The following is a 23,034-nucleotide window of genomic DNA, read 5'->3' as shown; positions in this document are numbered from 1 at the left end:
AACTGAAAAACATCATCCTAATTCTTTGGACAAGATAATTATAGCACAATATTCTGACAATATTAAGTCAAAAATAGATGAATTTACGGTAAATAAGAGGGGTTATCGTCCGTTTCAGCGGTATTTTTCAAGGATTTTGGAGCGTTTGATGTATAAGATCAAGGGTATGCCGATCGCGTAGCAGATGACCGCCTGGCTAACGCCTATGTAGAGCATGGAGAGGAGCATCGGCGTGGCGGAGAGCACGGCGATATAGGCGCCCACGACAACGGCGTTGACGACGACCGGCGGCAGGGCCGCGAGCCAAACGTTCGGCATTTTCGCCGTCATCCAGGCGGCGGCAAGGGTCGCCGCGCTGCCGAGGACGATATCGGTCAATCCGAAGCCGCCGAGCATATTTGAGACCAGGCAGCCGATAAAGAGGCCCGGAACCGCCTCCGGCAGACAGAAGGGCAGCAGCGTCAGCGCCTCGGAGACCCTAAACTGGACGGGTCCGAATGATATCGGCGCCAAGACGAAGGTGATTCCCGTATAGAGGGCGGCGATCAGGGCGGAGAGCGCTATTCTGTGCGTGGTAAAGAATCTTTTATTTTCCATGGGGTGTATTATACTACAAAAAGAGAGGAGGGCGTCGAAATGGAGGGTCCGATCAGAAAGATAGAGATAATCAGGGTCAATTCCGCGGATGAACCGCTCGCCGCGGAGGACGAGCTGCTCTCGGAGAGGGCGGTATCCCTTTATATAGACGGGAGATATGACGGCTCCGCGGTGATCTCCGCCGGGGGCGAAGAGCTGTGGGCGGCGGGAAATATGCGCTGCCGCGGCCTAATATCATCTTATGGCGATATCGAAAAAATCTCGTCCGGCGGATGCCGGGTGGAGGTCACTCTCAAAAGAAGGCCGCCCGAGGCCGATTTCAGGCCGCTGACAATGGAGTGGAGCGTCGGCGCGTCTCTCGTGCGACAGAAGATCGCCGAGCTCGCGGAGGCGGAGCTCTACCGCCGCACTGGCTGCCTCCACGTGGCGCTGCTCTCCTCCGTACGGGGAGAGACGCTCTTTTCCGCCGAGGATATCAGCCGCCACAACGCAGTGGACAAGGCCGTCGGCTGGCTTCTGAGCAGCGGCATCGATGCGGGTTCGTCGCTGCTTTTTATCTCGGGGCGCATGCCGGAGGACATGGTCCAAAAGGCCGTCAGCGCCGGTATTCCCTTCATCGCGAGCGTCTCCGCCCCCACGGCCGACGCCGTAGCCGCGGCGCGCGCGGCTAACATCACGATGATCGGTTTCGCGCGCGGCGGCGCTTTTAATATTTACAGCGCCGCCGGCAGGGTCGTTTTACGGGAAAAAGAGCTATAATAGCAAAATGCACGAAAGATGCAGTAAGAGAACATTGAACGGAGGAACGATATTGAACACGACGATTCTTGGCGCGGGCAGCTTCGGTACCGCCATGGCGGTACACCTGACCTCCCTTGGCCATAATGTAAAGATGTGGACGATCGACGCCGAGCAGGCGGAGATTATGAACAGGGAACATAGGAATAATTTCTGTTTCTTCGACACGGCGCTGCCGGATAAGATCGCGGCGACCATCGACCTGCGGGAGGCCCTTGACTTCTCCGACCGGTATATAATGGCGATACCGACACAGTTTGAACGGGAGGTCTGCGGCAAGATAGCGGCGCTCTCCCCCGCACCGGGACATATGCTGAACCTGGCAAAGGGCATCGAGATATCGACGGGCAGTCTGCTCCATAAGGTACACGAAGAGCTGTGCCCCAATATGGTCTATTCCGCGCTCTCCGGACCGAGCCACGCGGAAGAGGTGCTCATCGACTGCCCGACGACCGTCGCTCTCGCCTCCAAAGACGAGGCTGAGGCCAGGTCATGGCAGGAGCTGCTCAACGGCGGGAACTTCCGCGTCTATACGAGCACGGACGTTATCGGCCTTGAGGTCGGCGGCGCGACTAAGAATATATACGCGATCGCGGCCGGCATCTCAAAGGCTCTCCAGCTCGGCGACAACGCCCTCGCGGCGCTCGCCTCGCGCGGACTGGCCGAGATAATGCGCTTCGGCGCGAAGCTCGGCGCTTCGCCGCTCACACTCTCGGGACTCGCGGGCGTCGGCGACCTCATGGTCACCTGCTACAGCATGCATTCGCGCAACTTCCGTCTCGGCCTCGCCGTCGGCAGCGGCATGAGCATGGACGAGGCGGTGGAGGAGCTGGGACAGGTCGCCGAGGGAGCCTACACGGTACGCGCCGTCGTCGAAAACAGCAAAAAATTTGACGTCGAGATGCCCCTCGCCGACGCGGTTTACCGCGTGCTCTACAAGGATGAGGATCCACACGAGCTGCTGAAGGAGCTCTTCGCAAGGCCGGTAAAACCGGAGATGCGGCTGTAGTCCGCGGGCAAAATACGGAACACAGGCTGTAAAAAGGGAAAAGAGATGAGGAGGGATAAGCCCTCCTCATTTTTTGTATACGGCGCGCCCCTTTATCCCACGCGGCAGGCGTTCGGCGAATCCGCCCTTCGTTTCACGGCGGCGGCAATCAGAGCCGTCGTCATCTGCGAGGCAGGCATCGCGAGCCAGACGCCGGTCAGTCCGAGAAAGGCGGGCAGCAGCAACAGGAACACCAGCAGAAGGAGCGGCTCGGCGTAGACGAGGATATATGAGAGCAGGCTCTCATCCGTCGCGTAAAAACCGGCGGCGGTGATACGGGTATAGGCCAGAAAGAGGACTCCGGCGAGAAAGAGCGGCAGCGTCTCGCCAACGCCGAGGCTCACCGGCGGCGACGCTCCGAAGAGGCCGCCTATCCGCCAGCGCGTCAGAAAGAGAAGGCAGACTGATAAGAGGCTGAGCGCCCCCGCGGTCGCATAGGCCAGCCGGCAGGTGCGTTTCATATCGGCCCGCCGCCCCCTGCCGTAGTAGCGGCTGATCATCGGCTGGCAGCCGTCGCCTATCCCCTGCAGCAGCAGATAGACGATGGTAACTATATATCCTACGCAGGCGTAGCAGGCGACCGCCCCCTCCCCGCCGTAGAGGACGGCGAAGCGGTTCATGAGGATCATCCCGATCATGGGAGAAAAGGTTATTCCGAATGGCGCAAGGGATATCTTCAATATCGCCGAGAACAGATGCAATATGCGCCGCGCCGGGGGAAGGGAGAGCGGATATCTCTTTGCGGCAAAATAGAGGACCGCGCCAAGCGCCGTCACCGCCTGACCGATCACCGTAGCCGCCGCCGCGCCCGCCATGCCCCAGCCAAAGACCATGATAAAGAGCCAGTCCAGGATGATATTGGCGATAAAACCGGCGGACATGGCGAACATCGCACAAAGAGAACCGCCCATATTCCTTATCAGCGGGATAAGCCCCGTTCCAAAGACCTGGAACAGAGCGCCCGCGGCGATAAATATCAGATATTCCATGCCGAGCGTGAGCGTCGCCCCCTCCGCGCCGAGAGCCTCGAGCAGCGGCCCGGCCAGGACAAAAAAGATGAGGGAGAGCAGCGCGCCGCAGAGCAGCAGCAGAAGGAGCGCGGAGCTGAAATAGTGCCGCTCCCCCTCGGCGTCCCCCTGAGCGCCGCAGATGGCGAAGCGGATCGCGCCGCCCATGCCGATTCCCGTGCCCGCGGCCTGCAAAAGCGCGGTGACGGGGAAAGCGAAGTTGATCGCCGCTAGCCCCGCGTCGCCGATGCTGTTGCCGACAAAAAAGCCGTCTACTACGGCGTAGACGCCGGATAGGGCGAAGGCCGCGAGAGAGGGCAGCACATAAGAAAAAAATTCTCTGGCGTTCTTCATCTTTTCTCCGGCAGCCCCTCGCGGAAATACGCGGCAAAACGGGCCATACCGTCAATCAGACCGGCGCGTCCGGCCGCTCCCATTCTCTCCATCACATGCAGCTCCAGCTCCAGGAGTTCGGGGATGATGGCGGCGGCCAGCGCCTCGCCCTCCGGCGTAAGGTGTATCAGCTTATTCCTCCGGTCCGACTTCAGGTGAGAAAACTCTATCAGCCCGCGCCGCTCGAAATCCTTCAGTATCGTATTGACCGTCTGCTTGGGAAAGAGCCACCTGTCGCAGATCATCCTTTGAGTACATCCGTCCCGGTCATAGTAGAGCGAATGGAGCACCAGCACCGCGCTGCCGCCGATTCCGTGCGCCTTCGACCACTCCTCGTAAATAACGGTCATATCGCGCCACAGCGAGTAAAACCGCCGCAGCTCCGCGTCGGGGATTTTTCCGTACATCACCGCACCTCCAAATTTAGTCCAATTTCAGACCGTTGGCATTATAGTACGGAATGGGACTTTTTACAAGCCTATTTTCCGGGTTGGTATTCAGCGGCGAAGACTGGCAGAGGCGTCACGACTGCCGTCGTGACGCCTCTGCCCAATTTAATTATTTTTTCGCGTGGACTGTAAAGGCTCCGCTACATATATTTTTCCGTCTCGCTGAGGAAGGCGCCGATACCCTCCTGCACCACGAGGTCGGCGATACCGTCAAGCGGCGTTGGGTCGCGGTTGACGATCACAAGGTTCGCGCCGCGGCTCTTAGCCTGTCTCGGGAAGTAGTTCGCCGGCGAGACGACGAGCGATGAGCCGAGCACGATAAAAGTTTTACATCTGTCGCTGAGTTCGTCCGCCGCCTCAAGGGGCCTCTGCGGGAGCATTTCACCAAAGAGGACGACGCTCGGACGCAGGCGTCCTCCGCAGTATGAGCAGGGTTTTCCGGCAAGGAAGTCCGCCGTCGTACCCTCGCGTCCGCAGCGGTGGCAGCGTACTGGTTCGAGGCTGCCGTGCAGCTCCCAGACGTTCACGGAACCGGCCTTCTGATGCAGCCGGTCGACGTTCTGCGTTATCACGCCCTCGACATATCCCTCTTTTTCCCATTTGGCGACAATCTCATGGCCGATATTCGGCTGGATCTCCTCCGGCACGTAGAGCCGCGCCTTGTAGAATTCAAGAAATTCGTCGTAGTTGTCTTCCAGCGCCTCGATCGAGGCCAGCCGCGTCGGGTCAGCGTGGGCCCATATCCCGTCCCTGGAACGGAAATCCTGCAGTCCCGACTCGGTGCTGAGCCCCGCGCCGCTGAAGATGGTGACGCCGCCCGCCTTCACAAGCCGCGCCAGCCCTTTCGCCTCTTCTTCAAAGCTCATCACACAGATCCCTCCCTCTGTTAATCTTTTATCTCCTCAAAACGGGGAACGCTCTTCCCCTCGACGGTCACGTTCTCAAAGAACATCGTTTTCGGACGCACCCAGAGGCCGCTGTCGTTATAAAGCGGACGGTAGAGGACAAGCTCCTCCTCCGTCTCCGAGTGGCGCGCCGTGCCAAGGTATTCGTATTCGCCGCCCTTGTAGTGGCGGAAGCGCCGCTTTGCCTCTCCCGAGCCGCCGGCGATCATCGCGCGCACGGCGGAGAGCGGCTGTCCGTTCTCCCGGGCGATACGCCGCACGTCCTCGTATTCGGGCATCTCTTTGACGACCTCGCCGCCTAGCAGCCCCCGCTTGATCCGCACGCCGCCATATTCCGTCTCTACCGTCTCGGACACGCGCGCCAGCATTACGCGGGAACAGCGATTCATACGCACGCCGAGCGTAGTAGTATGGCGCAGCACCGCCTCCGCGAGCCGTGCCTCGTCGCCGGGAGCGGCCAGCAGCGACAGTTTGACGGCAGGACGGTTTTTCTTCATCTGTATCGCCTCAAACCAGACGTCGAGCGCCCCTTCGCCAAGCAGTATCTCCATCGCCGCGCCGAGGTCCTCCCCCGTCATGTCGTCGATATTGGCGCAGATCTCAAAGACCTCGCCGCTTATGGTGCCGCCGTCCATGATCGATCACTCCTTTGTTCTCCGCCTCTATTTTATAACAAAACTCCGCCCGCGGCCTACGGCGGCAAGGCGGCGCGAAGAAATTCTCCGCGCCATCCTGCCAGACAGGCGCGCTTTCGCCGCCTGCGCCGCGCCGGCGATATCATCCGGCCGTCTCCGTACCGCGCCGCCCAGCGGCGGATGTGTTTTTCTTTACGCTGCGGTTAAATATGAATTCTCAAATATACTTTAATCAGTTTTTATACTGATTTATGCGTAAAAACTCTCTATTAATCTGGTAAATGCAAATATTTGTTATAAAATATTGCTAATATAAATACATCAATCCAAGGAGTGCTATTTACGATGAGAAGATCCATCATATTATTGACAGCTGTTATAGCCGCCATATTCTCAGTCTGTACCGCCTCTTACGCGGACGTCACGCTGAAGGCGGAATCGCTTGTATTTAACGGGGCGAACGAAGACCTCATGGGGGCCGGCACGGCGGCGCCCGACGGCAAGCCGGACGCGGTCTTCACTCTTACGGTGACCGGCGCTCAGGCCATAAGGGAGATATCGCTCAAAAACGACACCACCGGCGTCGTGTGGAGCACCTCCGATACGAAGAACCTGCTGCTGGTCAAAAATTCCAAGGGAGAGACGCTCAATAAGACGGGAAGAATGACGATAACGCCCGTCATCCTCGCCGCCCAGTTTACGCTGATAATCAACGACGCCGCCGGCGCGATACCGAAGGATTCGGACTTTACGGCCACGGCGACGCTCATCGACAAGGCCGAGACCGGCGCAGCCACCTCGGTAAAGGCGGTAGGCGCGGCAAAGGCCGAGGAGCCAAAGAGCGGCGAGTCTAAGAAGGACGAGGTATCCCTCTTTGAAAGCCGCGGGCTCTCGGAGCAGGACTTCGCGGGAGAGAAAAAATCTGTCGGCGCCAACGGCCGCAACGACTACCGTTTTGACGCGCACTTCAAGCTTTCGCAGGGCGTGCAGGTGAAGGGTATCAAGATCGTAGCCGAAAACGGCGCTCAGAGAACGGAATGGGATACGGTCCCCAGCAGCAAGGCGCCGCTTGCGGTAGTCATCGACGAGTCGAGCAATATCCTCAATAAGACGGACGGCAGCCTCTCCTTCGGCGGCGACGTCCGCGCGATGGTCTTTGTGGACGATAAGCAGGGCCTACTTGAAAAGCCCAAGACGGCGGCAAAGATAATGGTGACGCTCTCCGACGGCAGGATGCTGGAGATGAAGGCCACCGAGGGCAAGAAGGCCGTCGCCGCCGATTCAGTCGAAGTTGAATATAAGGGCGCCAGCAAATACGACTTCGTCGGGCAGAGCAAGAAGTTTGAATCCAACATGAATCCCGACAGCTTCGTCAAGGTCTCGGTGAACGCCAAGGGCAGGATAACCGGCGTCCGCGTCGCCAACCTCAAAAACAACCAGCTGTGGGACACCGTACCCGGCAGCAAGAGCTATCTCGCGGTGGTGCTGACTCCCGAAGGAAAGCGGCTGAATAAGGCCGACGGCTCCGTGGCGATCGATATAAACGGCACGGAGGAGTTCCATATCGCCTTTGACGAGGAGAAGGACCAGAATACCGGCCCCTACAAGACCACCATCGTCTTTGACGACGGACGCCTGATGGAGGGTGTATCCGCCAAGACGGCCTCCGCGGCCAAGGATAAGAACGAGAGCGCCGTGTCAAAGGCCGACCGCTCGGTGGTCTTCGTATCCACAAAACCGGCATCGGTAGCGGTAGACCTTGTGGGCAAGAATAAGAAGAAGGGCGCGAACGGCGCGAAGGACATGGCGCTGACGGTCAAGGCCACCGGCAAGGGCGTCATCAAGGCAATGGTGCTCGCGGACAGCAGCGGCGCGGGCTGGGATACGCTGGCCTCCAACAACGGCAGATGGCTGCTCGGCGTGCGCGAGGGAAACAAGTTCCTCAACGCGGCGAACGGCACGGTCAAGCTCAGCGTGAACGGCACCAAGAGCTATCAGCTGCTGATGCAGAACAACGGCAAGCTGAGCGCCAAGACCGGCAAGCTGCTGCTCACGGTCACCTGGGGCGACGGCGAGGTGACGGAGACGGAGCTTAAGTGGTAAACCGCTGAAGCAGAGGCAAATATAAGGGACGAAAAAGAGTCCGTGCGCGGCAGCCGCGCACGGACTCTTTTATATATTATGCGAAGTGCTGTCAGAGCGGTTCTGTCCGGTCTACTGGGCCAGCCCAGCCTCGAAAGCCCTGATATTAAGTTCCAGCAGTTTGGGCGGCACAGTCTCGGCGAGAACAGCGTGCCAGTCGAGATCCTCAAGCCCCATCGCCTTCACCAGCGCGCCGAGGAGCACTACGTTCTGCGCCTTGATGTTGCCCAGCGACTCGGCGATCTCTCCGGCGTTGAAGCTCTTGGTGTTCGGCACCTCAGCTTTGAGCTTCTCGATTACGCCCTCCGGGTACTCCGCCGCGCCCGTGAGCACGGGCAGCGAGTATATCTCGAAGTTGTTGACGACGAGCGTCCCGCCCTTTTTGAGGTATTTGAGCCAACGGGCCGCTTCGACCTTCTCAAAGGCGACGAGGACGTCGGCCTCCCCCTCGGGTACGACGGGCGAGGCGACCTTGGAGCCGTAGCGGACATGCGTCGTAACGCTGCCGCCGCGCTGGCTCATACCGTGTATCTCGGACATTTTTACGTCGTAGCCCTTACGGACGAGCCCCTCGGAGAGGATCTTCGAGGCGAGGATGGTCCCCTGCCCGCCGACGCCGACAAGCAGGATGCTTTTGGTGCGGCATTCGCCGCCGGCGGTATTTTCCGCGGCGCCCGCGGCCATGCCGTTCGCAGTATCGTTTTTATTCATCGTTATTCACCCTCCCGTGAGATGGCCTTCTTCGGGCAGATCTGCATACAGACCGTGCAGCCGTTGCAGGACGCGCGGTCGATGTAGACGCGCCCGCCGCGGAAATTGACCGCGGGGCAGCCTGCCTTGAGGCAGAGCTTGCACTTGACGCACTTTTCCTCGTCGACGACGCATTTCATGTTCGCGCGTTTTTTGATGACCTCTTTGATGAGCGCGCAGGGGGAGGTGGTGATGATGACGAAGGGTTCGGTCGCCTTGTAGCCCGCCTTCACCGCCGCCCTCGTCGCGGCGAGGTCATAGGGGTCGATGAGGCGGACGTTCTCTTCTTTCACGCCGCAGGCGACGCAGAGAGCCCTGAGGTCCACCTGATGCGTCGGTTCGCCCATCAGGGTGCGCCCCGTGCCGGGGTTCTCCTGGTGGCCGGTCATCGCCGTGATCCGGTTGTCAAGGATGTTGATGACGATGGGGGCCTTGTTGACGATCGCGTCGATTAGCCCCGTGATCCCCGAATGGAAGAAGGTCGAGTCGCCGATGACGGCAAAGACCTTTTCCATGCGCCCCGCTATCTCAACGGCCTTGCGGAAGCCGATGCCCGCTGATACGCCCGCGCCCATGCAGATGACGGAGTCGGTCACCGAGAGCGGCGGCACCATACCGAGCGTGTAGCAGCCGATATCGCCGGTAACGACGATATCTTTATACTTGCCGACCTCGTAGAAGAAGCCGCGGTGCGTGCAGCCCGCGCAGAGCACGGGAGGACGCGGCGGGATGTTCGCATCGATAGCGTAGCCGCCCTTTTCGGCCGCTTCCGGGAAGAAGGCGCGGCGGATGACCTCCGGCGTCAGCTCGTCGACCCAGGGGAGTTTCTCGCGGCCGACGCAGGCGATGCCGAGAGCTTTCACGAAGTCTTCAATGTAGGGTTCGTTCTCCTCGATGACGTAGATCGTATCGACGGAGGCGGCAAAATCACGGATCTTATTCTCCGGCAGCGGCCAGGTAAAGCCCAGCTTGAGATATGAGGCATCTTCTCCGAATACCTCTTTCGCGTGGTTGTAGGAGATACCGCTCGTGATGATGCCTACCCTGCCGCCGCGTTCGACACGGTTGAGCGGCGTCGCCTCCGAGAAGGCCTTAAGTTCGGCGATCCGCTCCTCCATCAGGTACTTGCGCCGTTTGGCGTTGGCGGGAGCCATCACATATTTCGCGCTGTTTTTCTCATAGGGACGCACGGCGATCTCGGTGCGCTCTCCCGTACTGACGAGGGTTTTGCTGTGGCAGATACGGGTGCTGACGCGGAAGAGCACCGGCGTGTCAAACTTCTCCGATATCTCGAAGGCCTCTTTTATAAAGTCGAGGCACTCCTGGCTGTCGGAGGGTTCGAGCATGGCAAGCTTCGCGTGCGAGGCGTAGAAGCGGTTGTCCTGCTCGTTCTGTGAGCTGAAGAGTCCCGGGTCGTCCGCCGAGACTACGACGAGCCCGCCGTTGACGCCGGTGTAGGCGAGCGTAAAGAGCGGGTCCGCGGCCACGTTGAGCCCAACGTGCTTCATCGTCGCCAGCGCGCGCGCGCCTGCCATCGAAGCCCCCGCCGCCACCTCGAGCGCGACCTTTTCGTTCGTCGCCCACTCCGAGTAAACATCCTTATACTCGGAGAGATTTTCCAGTATCTCCGTCGACGGCGTGCCAGGATAGGCCGCCGCCACATGGAGCCCGGCCTCCCAGGCGCCGCGGGCGATCGCCTCGTTGCCGGTCATAATTTTTTTCATCAGATTTCCCCCTTATAAACGTACGATAAAATCATTACCGTTTAGAACCCAGCAAAACCACCAATGCCGCCACGCCCAGAAGGCGCGTGACACGGCGCTATTAAAAACCCCGGCTCCGCCTGAGGCGAAGCCGGGAGAATGATATCCAGACAAAGGTTATAAGCGTCTAGTCTTTCTCGTGAGCAGAACGCTCATCCTCCGGGTGGAGCATTATCCACTCCGCTCCGTCAAACTTCACCAACCCGCTTATTATATACATTACCGCCACGGCAAGGAAAGCCTTTTCTCGCAAAATGAAGAAACAAAGGGCGATAAACGTCATAAGGCCGTAGAGTTTGGCGCGGCTGACGTTTGTTTTCTTGAGCTTCTTCGCGTTGCAGTAGGGCACGGAGCTCACCATCAGCGCGCCGACGAAGCACATCGCCGACATCGCGACGAGCGGCGTGATCGGTATGCGCGCGATGACGACCGAGGCGAGCGCCAGCCCGCCGGCCGGAATCGGCAGCCCCTGGAAGGGACCCGCCGGAACGTGGGTGACATTGAAGCGCGCAAGGCGCAGAACGCCGCAGAGGGCGAAGAAGGAGGCAGTCAGAGGTCCCCATATCCCGCTCTCGACGCCGATATAGGCGTTATAGATGAGGAAGGCGGGGGCGACGCCGAAGCTGATCGCGTCCGCGAGGCTGTCAAGCTCCTCACCGAAGGCGCTGCTACCGCCGAGGCTGCGGGCGACGCGGCCGTCCATGACGTCGAAGAATACCGCGAAACAGATCAGAAGAGCCGCCGGAATAAAACGTTCATGCGCGGTGAGTATCAGCGACGATACTCCGCAGAAGACGCTGCCGCTGGTTATCATATTCGGGATTATCGTCTTGATGGGGATGTTCTTCACTCTTCTGTCTACTTTTCTCATTTTCTGCACACTCCTATTATACTGTGCCCGGCCAGCACTTCGTCACCGATCTTAACATTAGGCATAATTTCAGGGGGAAGGTATATATCGACCTTCGATCCCAGCTTTATCATACCATATCTGCCGCCGATTGGCACTATGTCGTCCATGCGGACGCGCTGTACTATCCTTCGTGCAAGTATACCCGCGATCTGCACGAGAAGGAAACGCCCGTATTCCGACTCCGCCCCTACGTATAAACGCTCATTTATCTCGGAGGCCTTCGGAGCGAAGGCGAACCATTTTTTTCCGGGGACGTATTTTATATACTTCACAGTGCCGGTTACCGGAAAGCGGTTGACGTGAACGTTGAAGGCGTTCATAAAGATGCCGATCTTGACCGCGCGCCCAACGTATTCGTGCTCGGCCTCCTCTATTTCGACGACTTTGCCGTCCGCGGGGCTGAGAAAATCTCCGGGCTCCAGGGTGCGCTCAGGCGCGCGCTCCGGGTCGCGGAAAAACCAGACGACGATGCAGAAGGGAACGAAGAGGCAGGCGGATATCCAGGGGGAGATGAGCCATCCCCCCGCCATCATGAAGATCAGCGCCGCTATCGCCGGGTAGCCGTCACGGGCAAATTTCATACGTTATGCCTCTTCGTCGTCTTTGCGGACGATGCTGATGTCCGCCACAGTGTCGCCCTCGTCGAGCGCCACGATCGTATAGCCGGTAGCCGTGCGGGAGAGGGTCGATATCTCTTTCGCTCCAATACGCACCATGCGTCCCTTGCTGCTGATGACGATGATCTCTTCATCCTCCTGGACGCCCCAGGCGCCGACAAGCTCTCCTGTCTTCTCCGAGAGCTTCATCGCGCGCACGCCGTAACCGGCGCGATGGTGCTGGGTAAATTCGTCATAGGCGGTGCGTTTGCCGATACCGCGTGCGCTGATGAAGAGCACCTGGCGGCCGTCGCCCACGACGTCGCAGCCGACTACGCTGTCGCCGTCGTCGAGGCGTATGCCGCGCACGCCCTGGGCCTGACGGCCCAGCGGACGGAATTCCTCTTCGCTGACGCGCAGCGTCTGTCCCAGCGCCGTGGTGAGCAGCAGGTCGTCCGTGCCGCTGGTAGTGCGGACGCGGGCGATGTCGTCGCCCTCGGAGAGGCCGAGCACGCGGCGTCCGGCCCTTGTGAGCCCGTCGAGTTCCTCGACGGGAAGCCGCTTCGCCGTCCCCTGTTTCGTAACGAAGAAGATAAACTTAGCCCCGTCAAGATGGCTGTCCTTTATCGCGACGACCTTCTCTTCCTTTTCGAGGGTGATTATCGTGCCCACCAGCTTGCCCTTGCCGGTCTTGGGCTCCGGCAGCGAGAAGCCGCGCACGCCGAAGACGCGTCCCTTGTTCGTGAAGAGGTAGAGCGTCCTGTGCGTCGTGGTGGTGGCGATGATCGCGATCTCGTCCTCCGCCTTTGTCGCGACGCCCTTGACTCCCTTGCCTCCGCGCTGCTGCACGCGGTAGTCCTGCAGCGGCATACGGCGGATGTAGCCGTCGCGAGAGAGGGCAACGACGATATCCTCTTCGGGGATGAGGTCTTCGTCCGCGACTTCGCCGACGGCGTTTTCGATGTCGGTGCGGCGTTTGTCGCTGTAGTTTCTTCTTATCTCCATCAGCTCGTCCTTGACGACGGAGTCAAGGATCAGATGGCTGGACAATATGCTGTTGTAGCGCTCGATATCCATGAGCAGCTGGGCCAGCTCGGTGTCGAGCTTTTCGCGTTCCAGCCCCGTGAGGCGCTGGAGGCGCATGTCAAGTATCGCCTGCGCCTGGATCTCGGTGAAGCCAAGCTCCTCGATGAGGTTGTTCCTCGCCGTCGTCGCCGTGTCTGAACTCCTGATGATGTGGATGACCTGGTCGATGACGTCAAGGGCGCGCAGCAGGCCTTCAACGATGTGGCGGCGGTCCTCCGCCTTGCGGAGGCGGAATTCGGTGCGCCTGCGGACGACCTCACGGCGGTGGTCGAGGAATATCTGCACGAGCTCTTTGAGCGGCAGCTCCCGCGTCTCGCCGTTGACTATCGCGAGGTTTATCACGCCGAAGGTGCTTTGCAGCTGCGTACGCGTATAAAGCTGGCGCAGCACGAGGTTCGGGTCGGCGTCGCGCTGGAGCTCAACGACGATACGCATCCCGTTGCGGTCGGATTCGTCGCGGAGGTCGGAGATGCCGTCTATCATACCGCTCTGTACGCCCTTGGCAATCGTCTCTATGAAATTGGTCTTATTGACCATGTAGGGTATCTCGCTGATGATGATCGAGTTCCGTCCCTTGCGGCCCTCCTCGACATCGACGCGCCCGCGGACGACAAGCCTTCCGCGTCCGGTGCGGTAGGCGTCGATGATCCCTTCGCGTCCGAGGATTATGCCTCCCGTCGGGAAGTCGGGGCCGGGCATGAGGGCCATCAGCTCGCCAAGCTCCACCTCGGGATTGTCGAGGATCGCGCAGCAGACGTCTACGGCCTCGCCGAGGTTGTGCGGCGGCATGTTGGTCGCCATACCGACGGCGATGCCGGTGCTGCCGTTTACGAGCAGGTTAGGAATGCGCGAGGGGAGGACGAGCGGCTCTTCGAGAGATTCGTCGAAGTTCGGTCCCCAGTCGACCGTCTCTTCGTTGATGTCGGTCAGCATCTCCTCGCCGAGGGCGTGCAGACGCGCCTCCGTGTAACGCATCGCCGCGGGCGGATCGCCGTCTATGGAGCCAAAGTTTCCCTGGCCGTCGACAAGCTGGTAACGCATGCTGAAATCCTGCGAGAGGCGGGCCATCGTATCATATATCGCCGCGTCTCCGTGGGGGTGGTATTTACCCATCGTTTCGCCGACGATACGCGCCGACTTCTTAAACGCCTGGTTGTGGCGCACTCCCAGCTCAAGCATCGCGTAGAGTATTCTTCTTTGTACCGGTTTCAGGCCGTCGCGCGCGTCCGGGAGGGCGCGTCCGACGATGACGCTCATCGCGTAATTGAGATAACTTTGCTTTATCTCTTCTTCCAGCGGCAGAGTTATGACCTTGTTGATCTCAAAAAGGTTGCTCTGCTTCGAGTTGTGATCCATATATATACCTCCGAGGCGCTCTATGTGAAAGCGTTGATTATACCGTAAAGCAGTAAGCTGTCATTAAGGCTCCGATTAAAACAAACATAAACAGGCGGTAAAGCCGGCGGGCCCGCGCCGCAGATATCTCTCCGCGTCCCGAAAACGGGAGAGAAAAGCCCCCTTCTCTCCGTTCAAAACTCGGCCTCTTCACCGGATAGAGCTTATAATCAGCGGAAACCTTAAATATTTTCCAACAATAAAGCGGCGATATTCGCCGCTTTTAATTCAGCTTATATATTTTACCATAAGACGGGGTTTAATGTAAGAAAAAATCGGGAACAGACTAATTCTACCCCTTGAAACCTCTTAGATCGCCGCTGGCGGCGTCGGCTGTTTGATAGGGTCGATCGGGCGCGAAACTACCGGAGACGAGAGGACGATCGCCGTCGTCGTCATGCCGCAGCTCCCCATCTGGCTGATGACCTCCTCGAGGTGACCGACCGAGGATACTACCACTTTGAGAATGACGCCGTCGCTGCCCGTAAGGTGGTGGCATTCAAGCACTTCGGGAATGGCCTTTGCCAGCTCGTCCGCCTGTGCGAGGAACGAAACTGGAATAGAAAGACGGATGTACGCCATTATCGGATAGCCCACCCGCGACTGGTCTACGACCGCGCGGTAGCCAAGGATGATTCCGGCCTCCTCCATACGGCGCACGCGCTCGGCGACAGCGGGCGACGAGAGACCGACCCTCCTGCCAAGCTCGTTAAAAGATATTCTGCCGTCTTCTTGAAGTATTCTTAGAATCTGTCGTCCAATATCATCAAGCAGTTTACTGCTCAACATCGGCAATTCCCCCTACCCTCTTATTAAAAATAGCTTTTTTATGCTATACCCTAGGATATATTAAACTATTTTTAACAAAAAGGAAATAGGAAGAGAGAATATTTATTGTATTGAATACAATAAAAGCTTATTCAGTAAGAAATTTCAGCTTTTCCGCACTCCTCAATAAGCGAAAGAAGCTCCCGGAGGGGCTCCGTCAGGTATTTGTCCCTGTGCCGCACGGAGAAAAAACCGTTGCGCAGGGAAAGGCCCTCCACCTCGATCTCCGTCAGCCTCTTTTCGGAGAGCGCGGCCTCCAGAAGCTCGCCGGGCAGAATGGCGACGCCGAGACCGGCCTTCGCCGCCTCGATCAGCGCGAGCGAATTTACGCTCGTCCAGAGCGGCCTCGCCTCATATCCGACCGCCAATAACGCGCCGTCCAGCACGTCGCGGATGGCGCTGCCCCTTTCGCGCAGCAGGAGCCTCTCGGCGCAGAACTCCTTCACGGACAGGCGCGTGCCCGCGGGTAGATAGCCGGGGGCGCAGACTATCTTCAGGCGGCAGGCGGCGAAGGCGCTGCAGATAAAGGCCCCATGCGGCGGAGCTCCCTCGACGAGCGCAAGGTCGGCTCCCCCGCCGCGCAGCCGTTCGACCGCGTTGGCGGCGCTCACCACCTCGACATTGACGCGCAGGCGGGGCCACCTCTTTGCGAACCGGCGCAGTATTCCCGGAAGCCAGAAGGCGGCGATCGTGATGCTTGAGACGACGCCGATGGGGGCCTCGCCCTCCAGGCCGGCGATGCGTCCCTCAAGAGAGCCACAGGCGGCCAGCAGCGGCAGCAGCTCCGCCAGCAGAAGCTCCCCGCAGCGCGTCAGCCGCACGCGTCTGGCAAGGCGGTCAAAGAGCGCCGTTCCCGCCCGCTCCTCCAGTTCGCGCACCGCGTGTGAGACGGCGGACTGGGTTATATATAATTTCGCGGCCGCCTTGGTAAAATTCCCCGTCTCGGCCACCGTTTTGAATATCTCGTAATGCCGCAGTGAGATCATCCGCAAACCTCTTGTCATGAATTAAATTTATCGTTATTAGAAAATAATATACTTTTACAGATGGCAGCGCAAGGGGTATAAAGAATAGGCAAGGGGTGATCCGTAATGTCTAAAGAACGTGCCGGGCTGCTGCTCTGGCTTGCCGGCGTCAATCTCTTTATCAGCGCCTTTACCTTTGGCGGAGGTTATGTCGTCGTGCCGATGATACGAAAATATTTTGTCGAAAGACGGAACCTCTTCACCGAGGAGGAGCTCATGGAGATGGCCGCCGGCGCGCAGTCGGCTCCGGGGGCAATAGCCGTCAACCTCTCGGCGCTGGCGGGATACCGCGCGGCAGGCAGGTGCGGCCTGGCAGTCTCCGCCATCGCCGCCGTGACCCCGCCGGTGGTCATTCTGACGCTGATATCGTTCTACTATTCGGCCTTTATCGCCAACGCCGCCGCTGCCGCCGCGCTGAGGGGCATGCAGGCTGCGGCCGCGGCCCTCATCGCCGATTTCGTCATCGACCTCTCGCGGTCGGTCATAAGGGAGAGGTCGCCGCTGCTGACGCTGATGATGCCCGCCGTATTCATCGCCGGCTTCTTCCTGAAGATCGGCGCGGGGACGATCCTCGCCGCCTGCGCTTTGACGGCTCTGCTGCGGATCGCCGGGAGAGCGGGGCGCGCGGCGGTGTGAGCGGGCTGGCGGAGCTTTTGGCCTCCTTTTTTAAGGTCGGCCTCTGCAGCATCGGCGGCGGTTACTCGGTAATCCCCATGATCCAGCAGGAGATCGTCGAACGGCGCGGCTGGATAACGGCGCGCGTATTCGCCGATATAATCACTATTTCTCAGATGACGCCCGGGCCGCTCGCGGTAAACGCCTCTACCTTCGTCGGCGTGCAGGCGGCGGGGATCGCGGGGGCGCTGACCGCCACCGTGGGATGCACCGTATCGGGGGTATTCATCTCCGCCCTCCTTTATTCATTTTTGATAAAAAACCGCGCCTCTTCCCTTACGTCGGAGCTGATCGGCCCGCTTAAGGCGGCCTCCGCGGGGCTGATACTATCCGCCGCCGCTACGATCACGCTCTCTACGCTCGTGGCGCGGACACCCTCGGGCGCGGCCTCTATCGACAGGACGGCGCTCCTGCTATTTGCGGCCTCCCTGCTGGCGGCGCGAAGATACAAGATAAACCCGGTGATGATAATCGCCGCCGCCGGGCTGGCGGGGCTTATCATAAATTAAAGAGACCGCGGCGGGGATAAAATAACAGACGGAAGCTTCCCCATGCTTCGAAAGCGCCCGTCTGTCGTTTTTTATTATTAAAAATCCCGCCGCAGCCGGAGAAACGCCGCCTCTGAAAACGGCACTATCCGCGCGCCGCGTGCGGTCAGCGGCTGTTGAGCCCGGCGGCGACGGCCCAGGCCGCGGCGATCGAGTGCAGACACGGAGTTCCGGCGGCGCAGGCCTGCTTGCGGATCATCGCCCCGTCCGCGATGTGGCGTTCGTTGCCTCCCGGGATGTTCAGCACTAGGTCCCATTCGCCGGCGCGGAGGCGGTGCACAAGCTCCTCGCGCTCCACGGGGTTTACGGCGATGCCCCACTTTTTCAGATAGGCCGCGGTGCCCTCCGTCGCGTCGATCTCCCAGCCAAGCATCTTGTACTGGGAGGCGACGGGCATCGCCTCGGACTTCTCACTGTCCGCGATGCTCATCAGGATGCGCCCCACCGCCGGCGGCAGCCAGCCGGAGCCCTTGAGCCCGTCCATTATCGCGTCCGCCAGATTGTCAGCGACGCCCAGGCTCTCGCCGGTGGACATCATTCTCGGGCCGAGCTTGGGATCGAGCCCCGGGAGCTTGTCGTTGGAGAATACCGGCACCTTGACGCTCCACTGCCCCGTCTCAGGGTAGAGCCCCGTGCCGTAGGGCATATCGCGAAGCCTCTCGCCAAGCGCCACGCCCACCGCCATGTCGATGACGGGAAGCTTTGATATTTTGCTGACGATCGGGACCGTGCGGCTCGCGCGCGGGTTGGCCTCGATGATCCAGAGGACGCCGCCGCGCAGTACGAACTGGATGTTCAGAAGCCCGTGGATGTCAAGCTCCTTTGATATAACCTTGACGAAGTTCAGCACCTCCTGCTGCTGTTCCTTGGTCAGGGAGTAGCTGGGGAAGACGGCAATCGAGTCGCCGGAATGTATTCCCGATGGGTCGATGTGCTCGAATATTCCGGGGATGAGGACGTCCTCCCCGTCGCAGATCGCGTCGCATTCAAATTCACGCCCCGCGAGGAACTGGTCCACCATCACCCTCTGGCCGGGAACCGCCTCAAAGGCCTCCTGCAGGACCGCCACGAGGGCCTGTTCGCTGTAGACGGCCTTCATCGCGACGCCACCGATAACGAAGCTCGGACGCACCATCAGCGGATAACCCAGCCTGCGCCCGACTTCCTTCGCCTCCTCCACCGAGGCGACGTCGACGCCCTCCGGTTCGGGAACGCCGATCTTAGTCAGCAGGCGGGAGAACTTTCCGCGGTCCTCCGCCGCGTCGATCACCTCGGCGCCGGGGCCGAAGAGCTTCACGCCCTCGGCGGCAAGGTCGAGTCCGAGACGAAGCGAGGTCTGGCCGCCGAAACAGGCAAAGACTCCCGCCGCCTTTTCGCGTTCCAGAACCGGCAGCGCGTCGTCGACGGTCAGAGGTTCGAGATAGAGGGCGTCGGAGATGTCGTGGTCCGTGCTCACCGTCTCCGGGTTGACGTTCATCATTATCGCGCGGAGGCCGCGGCGGCGCAGGGCCTCCACCGCCTTGACGCAGCAGTAGTCAAACTCCACGCCCTGGGCGATACGTATCGCGCCGGAACCGATGACGACGATGCCGCCGCTGTGGGGCTCATAGGGGTCGTCCTTCGCGCCGTTCACGCCGTAGTAATAGCCGGAGCCGGAGGGAAATTCACCGGCGCAGCCGTCGACCTCGCGGTATCCGGTCGTAAATTCTTCCTCTTCCAGCCGCCGCAGCACCTCTTCCCTGGAGATATCGGCGGCGAGAGCTATCTGGCTGACGGAGAAGCCCTTCTTCGCGGCGCTCACGATATTTCCGTTCACCGCGCCGTCCTCTTCGAGATATTTTTCCGCGAGCTGTATGGCGTTGAGCTGTTCTATAAAGTACCGGCGGATATGCGTCCTGCGCGCCATCTCCTCCACCGTCGCCGAACTGCGGCGCAGCAGCTCCGTGATCGCCTCAAGACGGAGGTTGGTCGGCGTGTTCACCTGCTCCCAGAGGCGGCGCGTCTCCCAGCTGCGCAGCTTCCGGTCGGGAAGGGCGCGGCCGCGGGCGAGCGAACGGTAGGCCTTGACGAGCCCCTGCGCGAAGTTCGAGGCGAGGGCCATCACCTCTCCCGTGGCCTTCATGCGCGGCCCCAGCGAGGGGTCCGCCTGCGGGAAGGTGTCGAAGGGCCACGAGGGGACCTTGACGGCCACATAGTCGAGCGCCGGCTCCGAGAGGGCGCTGCCCGCGCCGGTCACGGGGTTAGCCATCTCCGTAAGGTTGAGTCCGAGGGCGATCTTCGCCGCCATGCGCGCGATCGGGTATCCTGTCGCCTTGCTCGCGAGGGCGCTGGAGCGGCTCGCGCGCGGATTCACCTCGATGACATAATATTCGCACCCGTCGGGGGCGAGGGCGAACTGCACGTTGCAGGCGCCGCGTATATCAAGCACTTCGACGATCCTGAGCGCCGCCGTGCGTATCATCTGCCATTCTTTATCGGTCAGGGTAAGCACCGGCGAGACGACGATAGAATCGCCCGTGTGGACGCCCATCGGGTCGATGTTTTCCATACTGCATACGGCCAGCGAGTTTCCCGCGTTGTCGCGCACCACCTCGACCTCGATCTCGTGCCAGCCCTCAAGGTAGCGCTCGATGAGGGCGCGTCCCACCGGCGAGGCGGTGAGCGCGTCCTCAGTCTGCACGACGAAGCTTTCGATACTGCGCACCACCGAGTTGCCGGAGCCTCCCAGCGTGAAGTCGGGGCGGAGTATCAGCGGCAGCGGCGTGTGCAGCGCGAATTCCTGCGCCGCGGCGACCGAAGAGATGCCGCGGCTTGCGATTATCGGCTGTCCCGCGTCGAGCATCGCCTTACGGAACGGCTCGCGCGCCTCCGCGCGCTCGATCGCCTCCGGCTGCGTGCCAAGGACGCGGCACTTGTAGCGCCGCCACATGCCGAGCTTTTCACACTCCATGCAGAGGTTGAGCCCCGTCTGACCGCCCAGCGTCGCCACCACGCCGTCGGGACGGTGCTCTTTGAGGATGCTCTCCACCACATAGGGGAGCAGCGGGCGGATATATACATGGTCGGCGACGGAGTCGTCCGTCTGTATCGTCGCGGGGTTGCTGTTGAGCAGGATGACGCTGCATCCCTCCTCCTTCAGCGCGCGGCAGGCCTGCGTACCGGCGTAATCAAACTCCGCGGCCTGCCCGATCTTTATCGGGCCAGAGCCCAGAACAAGAACCTTTTTTATCGTAGTGTCTCTCATCGTCCCTCACCTATCTCCCTTTAGCGGCCTGCATGCGGATCACGAAATTATCGAAAATATAGGAGGCGTCCTCCGGTCCCGGAGAGGCCTCCGGGTGGAACTGCACGGAGAGCGCGTCGAAACGTCTGTGGCGCAGCCCCTCCACCGTGCCGTCCCCAAGGTGGCTGTAGGCGACCTCCAGGTCGGTCCCCGCGAGCGTATCCCCGTCCACGGCGTACTGGTGGTTCTGGCTCGTGAGCAGGCCGCGTCCCGTGGCGCATTCGACCACAGGCTGATTCGCGCCGCGGTGGCCGAATGGGAGCTTCTTCGTCTTCGCCCCGCAGGCGCGCGCGAGAAGCTGGTTGCCGAGGCAGACGCCGAGTATCGGCTTCGCGCCGAGCATCTTCGCGATCTCCCCCGCCTCGAAATCAAGCACCGCGGGGTCGCCGGGGCCGTTGCTCAGCAGAATGCCGTCCGCGCCGGAGGCGAGCACCTCGGCGGCGGCGGTATTATGGGGGAAGCGTATCACGCGGCATCCGCGGCGCACCATGCCGCGGACGATATTTTCCTTAACGCCGTAGTCCATCAGCGCGACTGTAAGCTCACCCTCGCCGCAAATCTCCCGCTCCGAGCAGGAGACCTCCGCGACAAGCGTATGCGGCAGTTCCTTTATCTCCGGCAAGTGCGGCTCAACGTCGATGCGTCCCATCATCGAACCGCACTCGCGGATCTTCAAAATCAGCTGGCGCGTATCGATATCGGAGACGAGCGGACGGCCGTTATCCGCCATCCAGCAGCTCAGGCTTTCAAAACGCCCCTCCTCCGTCTCGTCAAGGCAGGTCATAAGGGCTGCGCGCGCCCACACCCGCCGTCCCTCAAGATTTTCCTTGTCCACCCCGTAGATGCCGATTGGGGGGAAGGCAAAGACGATTATCTGACCGTTATAGGACGGGTCGGTCAGCGTCTGAGGATAGCCGCAGGAGGCTGTGGTAAAGACGACTTCGCCCTCCATGGGGGCCTCTATATCTCCATTGCCGGGCCATATCGAACCGTCGCTCAGCGTCAAATAAATTCTCTTCTTCATCGGTCGCGCACTCCTTCGCTATTCTATAAACAAAATGAACCTGAATATATGTTTTGTTTATTTATTGATTTTACCAATCGTTCAAAGTTCCAGAGTATTATAGCCCTTAAATATAATACGTCAACCCCCTTCACAGATATTTTTTGTCGGTGATAATGTATATTCAATCGGTTGCACAAAATTTACGCCGCCGATGAGCGGCGAATCACCCGCAAAAGCCGCGCGAAAGGGGATAAAATATGATAAGCATAGGCAAAGGGGAATCGTAAAAATGAAATACAGCTTCGGCCCGATTATAAATGACGACTCACAGACGCTGATACTCGGTTCGCTGCCGGGAGAAAAATCCCTCGAGATGAGCCGCTATTACGCTCATCCGCAAAACCGTTTCTGGAAAATACTTTACAGCGTCTACGGCGAAACGATGCCCGATTCGTTCGCGGACCGCTACGATTTCATCCTGCGCCGCAGACTCGCGCTGTGGGATACGATAAGGTGCGCGCGGCGCGAGGGCAGCCTCGACGGAAAAATACGGGACGAGGAGCCCAACGACATCCCGTCGCTGCTCGCCGCCCACCCCAATATCTCGCTGATATTATTCAACGGCGCCTGCTCCTTCGCAAAGTACAAAAAGTATTTCGGCGAACCCGCGCGTCCATACCGCCGGATGCTCTCCACAAGCCCCGCCTGCGCCGGCCGCGACGGTGAACGCTACCGTATGTGGGAAGATGCGTTGCTGCGGCGGCCGCTCCTTTAAGCGCGCCGCCATACAACAATATTTTCTACACAGGCGGTTTTGTCTGGCATACCGCCGCTAATATTGCAATACATAGACTCCCCCGCCACATAAATACCATAAATATATAAAAATAAACAGAAAAACCGCAAACCTCCGGTATGACTGCGTCTGTGGAAACTTACCCGCGCCGCCGGCCTCAAAAAACCTTTATTATTATATTTTAAAGTTAAAATCTGTATTAACATTATTTTTTTAGCATCGCATTTTCAAACTCTGTCATCCTGCACAAAATACCGATTGCCCAATAGGCACATTATGTTAGGTTATTATAGGAAATATCATTTAAAAACATGCTATTTCTTGTAAATATACCATATTAAATGGTTTATTGTAAAAAATTACCTATTATGACCTCAAGGCGATTTTTTACTCTAA

20 protein-coding genes are annotated in these 23,034 nt (G+C 59.6%); 6 read left to right on the top strand and 14 right to left on the bottom strand.

Annotated elements, in window-relative coordinates:
• Nucleotides 1–114 precede the first annotated feature (114 nt).
• Complete coding sequence (locus BED41_RS05370) at nt 115–597, bottom strand: QueT transporter family protein (RefSeq protein WP_066743839.1); 483 nt, start codon at nt 595–597, stop codon at nt 115–117.
• Nucleotides 598–636: 39 nt separating this feature from the next.
• On the opposite strand from BED41_RS05370, the gene BED41_RS05365 reads away from it, so the two are divergent.
• Both BED41_RS05365 and BED41_RS05360 read left to right on the top strand, forming a co-directional pair.
• Nucleotides 637–1,356 carry a formate dehydrogenase accessory sulfurtransferase FdhD gene (locus BED41_RS05365; protein WP_066743837.1) on the top strand — a complete coding sequence of 240 codons (720 nt, stop codon included), beginning with the start codon at nt 637–639 and terminating at the stop codon, nt 1,354–1,356.
• A 52-nt stretch (nt 1,357–1,408) separates the two neighbouring features.
• Nucleotides 1,409–2,404, top strand: a complete 996-nt coding sequence (locus tag BED41_RS05360; RefSeq protein ID WP_229712402.1) for an NAD(P)H-dependent glycerol-3-phosphate dehydrogenase — start codon at nt 1,409–1,411, stop codon at nt 2,402–2,404.
• 92 nt (nt 2,405–2,496) lie between these two features.
• Here the strand turns inward: BED41_RS05360 and BED41_RS05355 are convergent, their stop codons facing one another.
• The 4 genes from BED41_RS05355 to larC2 all read right to left on the bottom strand — a co-directional run bounded on the left by BED41_RS05355 (nt 2,497) and on the right by larC2 (nt 5,832).
• A complete protein-coding gene (locus BED41_RS05355; protein ID WP_066743833.1) occupies nt 2,497–3,804 on the bottom strand; it encodes an MATE family efflux transporter in 1,308 nt (435 codons plus the stop codon).
• Entirely contained in the window at nt 3,801–4,250 is a 450-nt protein-coding gene (locus BED41_RS05350; RefSeq protein ID WP_066743831.1) for a MarR family winged helix-turn-helix transcriptional regulator, read from the bottom strand. The genes BED41_RS05355 and BED41_RS05350 overlap by 4 nt, the downstream gene beginning before the upstream one ends.
• Nucleotides 4,251–4,432: 182 nt before the next feature.
• Nucleotides 4,433–5,158, bottom strand: coding sequence for an SIR2 family NAD-dependent protein deacylase (locus tag BED41_RS05345; protein ID WP_066743829.1), 726 nt, complete (start codon nt 5,156–5,158; stop codon nt 4,433–4,435).
• 20 nt (nt 5,159–5,178) lie between these two features.
• Entirely contained in the window at nt 5,179–5,832 is a 654-nt protein-coding gene (larC2, locus tag BED41_RS05340; RefSeq protein ID WP_066743827.1) for a nickel pincer cofactor biosynthesis protein LarC2, read from the bottom strand.
• A 345-nt stretch (nt 5,833–6,177) separates the two neighbouring features.
• On the opposite strand from larC2, the gene BED41_RS05330 reads away from it, so the two are divergent.
• Nucleotides 6,178–7,935: a hypothetical protein gene (locus tag BED41_RS05330; protein WP_066743823.1), complete on the top strand. Its 1,758-nt coding sequence runs from the start codon at nt 6,178–6,180 to the stop codon at nt 7,933–7,935.
• 111 nt (nt 7,936–8,046) lie between these two features.
• On the opposite strand, the gene BED41_RS05325 is transcribed toward BED41_RS05330, so the two are convergent.
• The 7 genes from BED41_RS05325 to BED41_RS05295 all read right to left on the bottom strand — a co-directional run bounded on the left by BED41_RS05325 (nt 8,047) and on the right by BED41_RS05295 (nt 16,291).
• On the bottom strand, nt 8,047–8,685 hold the full coding sequence (locus BED41_RS05325) for an indolepyruvate oxidoreductase subunit beta (RefSeq protein ID WP_425592142.1): 639 nt from the start codon (nt 8,683–8,685) through the stop codon (nt 8,047–8,049).
• Between the two features lie 2 nt (nt 8,686–8,687).
• Nucleotides 8,688–10,448, bottom strand: a complete 1,761-nt coding sequence (iorA, locus tag BED41_RS05320) for an indolepyruvate ferredoxin oxidoreductase subunit alpha (RefSeq protein WP_066743821.1) — start codon at nt 10,446–10,448, stop codon at nt 8,688–8,690.
• Nucleotides 10,449–10,614: 166 nt separating this feature from the next.
• Nucleotides 10,615–11,358 carry a CDP-diacylglycerol--serine O-phosphatidyltransferase gene (gene pssA, locus BED41_RS05315; protein WP_066743819.1) on the bottom strand — a complete coding sequence of 248 codons (744 nt, stop codon included), beginning with the start codon at nt 11,356–11,358 and terminating at the stop codon, nt 10,615–10,617.
• Complete coding sequence (locus tag BED41_RS05310; RefSeq protein ID WP_066743817.1) at nt 11,355–11,981, bottom strand: phosphatidylserine decarboxylase; 627 nt, start codon at nt 11,979–11,981, stop codon at nt 11,355–11,357. Before BED41_RS05310 ends, pssA begins: the two co-directional genes overlap by 4 nt.
• A gap of 3 nt (nt 11,982–11,984) precedes the next feature.
• Complete coding sequence (gene gyrA, locus BED41_RS05305) at nt 11,985–14,438, bottom strand: DNA gyrase subunit A (RefSeq protein WP_066743815.1); 2,454 nt, start codon at nt 14,436–14,438, stop codon at nt 11,985–11,987.
• A 348-nt stretch (nt 14,439–14,786) separates the two neighbouring features.
• Nucleotides 14,787–15,266, bottom strand: coding sequence for an Lrp/AsnC family transcriptional regulator (locus BED41_RS05300; RefSeq protein ID WP_066743813.1), 480 nt, complete (start codon nt 15,264–15,266; stop codon nt 14,787–14,789).
• Between the two features lie 131 nt (nt 15,267–15,397).
• Nucleotides 15,398–16,291 carry a LysR family transcriptional regulator gene (locus tag BED41_RS05295; protein WP_229712401.1) on the bottom strand — a complete coding sequence of 298 codons (894 nt, stop codon included), beginning with the start codon at nt 16,289–16,291 and terminating at the stop codon, nt 15,398–15,400.
• Nucleotides 16,292–16,396: 105 nt separating this feature from the next.
• On the opposite strand from BED41_RS05295, the gene BED41_RS05290 reads away from it, so the two are divergent.
• Both BED41_RS05290 and BED41_RS05285 read left to right on the top strand, forming a co-directional pair.
• Complete coding sequence (locus BED41_RS05290) at nt 16,397–16,966, top strand: chromate transporter (protein ID WP_066743811.1); 570 nt, start codon at nt 16,397–16,399, stop codon at nt 16,964–16,966.
• On the top strand, nt 16,963–17,514 hold the full coding sequence (locus BED41_RS05285) for a chromate transporter (protein WP_066743809.1): 552 nt from the start codon (nt 16,963–16,965) through the stop codon (nt 17,512–17,514). The genes BED41_RS05290 and BED41_RS05285 overlap by 4 nt, the downstream gene beginning before the upstream one ends.
• Nucleotides 17,515–17,659: 145 nt before the next feature.
• Here BED41_RS05285 and carB read toward each other — a convergent pair whose 3' ends face one another.
• Nucleotides 17,660–20,797 (bottom strand): carbamoyl-phosphate synthase large subunit, encoded by a 3,138-nt coding sequence (gene carB / locus BED41_RS05280; protein WP_066743807.1) that lies wholly within the window; start codon nt 20,795–20,797, stop codon nt 17,660–17,662.
• Nucleotides 20,798–20,807: 10 nt separating this feature from the next.
• Nucleotides 20,808–21,860: a glutamine-hydrolyzing carbamoyl-phosphate synthase small subunit gene (gene carA / locus BED41_RS05275; RefSeq protein WP_066743805.1), complete on the bottom strand. Its 1,053-nt coding sequence runs from the start codon at nt 21,858–21,860 to the stop codon at nt 20,808–20,810.
• A 271-nt stretch (nt 21,861–22,131) separates the two neighbouring features.
• Here carA and BED41_RS05270 point away from each other — a divergent pair, with 271 nt between their 5' ends.
• Nucleotides 22,132–22,617 carry a DNA-deoxyinosine glycosylase gene (locus tag BED41_RS05270; RefSeq protein ID WP_066743801.1) on the top strand — a complete coding sequence of 162 codons (486 nt, stop codon included), beginning with the start codon at nt 22,132–22,134 and terminating at the stop codon, nt 22,615–22,617.
• Nucleotides 22,618–23,034: the final 417 nt, after the last annotated feature.

The organism is Cloacibacillus porcorum (genome assembly GCF_001701045.1).
In the GTDB taxonomy this organism is placed as follows: Bacteria; Synergistota; Synergistia; order Synergistales; family Synergistaceae; genus Cloacibacillus; species Cloacibacillus porcorum.
The sequence above is the reverse complement of the archived record's forward strand: the minus strand, read 5'-3'. Positions and strand labels throughout refer to the sequence as shown.

Bases quoted from the DNA above. Each gene is read 5' to 3' on its own strand.
- BED41_RS05370 (WP_066743839.1), bottom strand. From the start codon at position 597: ATGGAAAATAAAAGATTCTTTACCACGCACAGAATAGCGCTCTCCGCC.
- BED41_RS05365 (WP_066743837.1), top strand. From the start codon at position 637: ATGGAGGGTCCGATCAGAAAGATAGAGATAATCAGGGTCAATTCCGCG.
- BED41_RS05355 (WP_066743833.1), bottom strand. From the start codon at position 3,804: ATGAAGAACGCCAGAGAATTTTTTTCTTATGTGCTGCCCTCTCTCGCG.
- BED41_RS05350 (WP_066743831.1), bottom strand. From the start codon at position 4,250: ATGTACGGAAAAATCCCCGACGCGGAGCTGCGGCGGTTTTACTCGCTG.
- BED41_RS05345 (WP_066743829.1), bottom strand. From the start codon at position 5,158: ATGAGCTTTGAAGAAGAGGCGAAAGGGCTGGCGCGGCTTGTGAAGGCG.
- larC2 (WP_066743827.1), bottom strand. From the start codon at position 5,832: ATGGACGGCGGCACCATAAGCGGCGAGGTCTTTGAGATCTGCGCCAAT.
- BED41_RS05330 (WP_066743823.1), top strand. From the start codon at position 6,178: ATGAGAAGATCCATCATATTATTGACAGCTGTTATAGCCGCCATATTC.
- BED41_RS05325 (WP_425592142.1), bottom strand. From the start codon at position 8,685: ATGAATAAAAACGATACTGCGAACGGCATGGCCGCGGGCGCCGCGGAA.
- iorA (WP_066743821.1), bottom strand. From the start codon at position 10,448: ATGAAAAAAATTATGACCGGCAACGAGGCGATCGCCCGCGGCGCCTGG.
- pssA (WP_066743819.1), bottom strand. From the start codon at position 11,358: ATGAGAAAAGTAGACAGAAGAGTGAAGAACATCCCCATCAAGACGATA.
- BED41_RS05310 (WP_066743817.1), bottom strand. From the start codon at position 11,981: ATGAAATTTGCCCGTGACGGCTACCCGGCGATAGCGGCGCTGATCTTC.
- gyrA (WP_066743815.1), bottom strand. From the start codon at position 14,438: ATGGATCACAACTCGAAGCAGAGCAACCTTTTTGAGATCAACAAGGTC.
- BED41_RS05300 (WP_066743813.1), bottom strand. From the start codon at position 15,266: ATGTTGAGCAGTAAACTGCTTGATGATATTGGACGACAGATTCTAAGA.
- BED41_RS05295 (WP_229712401.1), bottom strand. From the start codon at position 16,291: ATGATCTCACTGCGGCATTACGAGATATTCAAAACGGTGGCCGAGACG.
- BED41_RS05290 (WP_066743811.1), top strand. From the start codon at position 16,397: ATGTCTAAAGAACGTGCCGGGCTGCTGCTCTGGCTTGCCGGCGTCAAT.
- carB (WP_066743807.1), bottom strand. From the start codon at position 20,797: ATGAGAGACACTACGATAAAAAAGGTTCTTGTTCTGGGCTCTGGCCCG.
- carA (WP_066743805.1), bottom strand. From the start codon at position 21,860: ATGAAGAAGAGAATTTATTTGACGCTGAGCGACGGTTCGATATGGCCC.
- BED41_RS05270 (WP_066743801.1), top strand. From the start codon at position 22,132: ATGAAATACAGCTTCGGCCCGATTATAAATGACGACTCACAGACGCTG.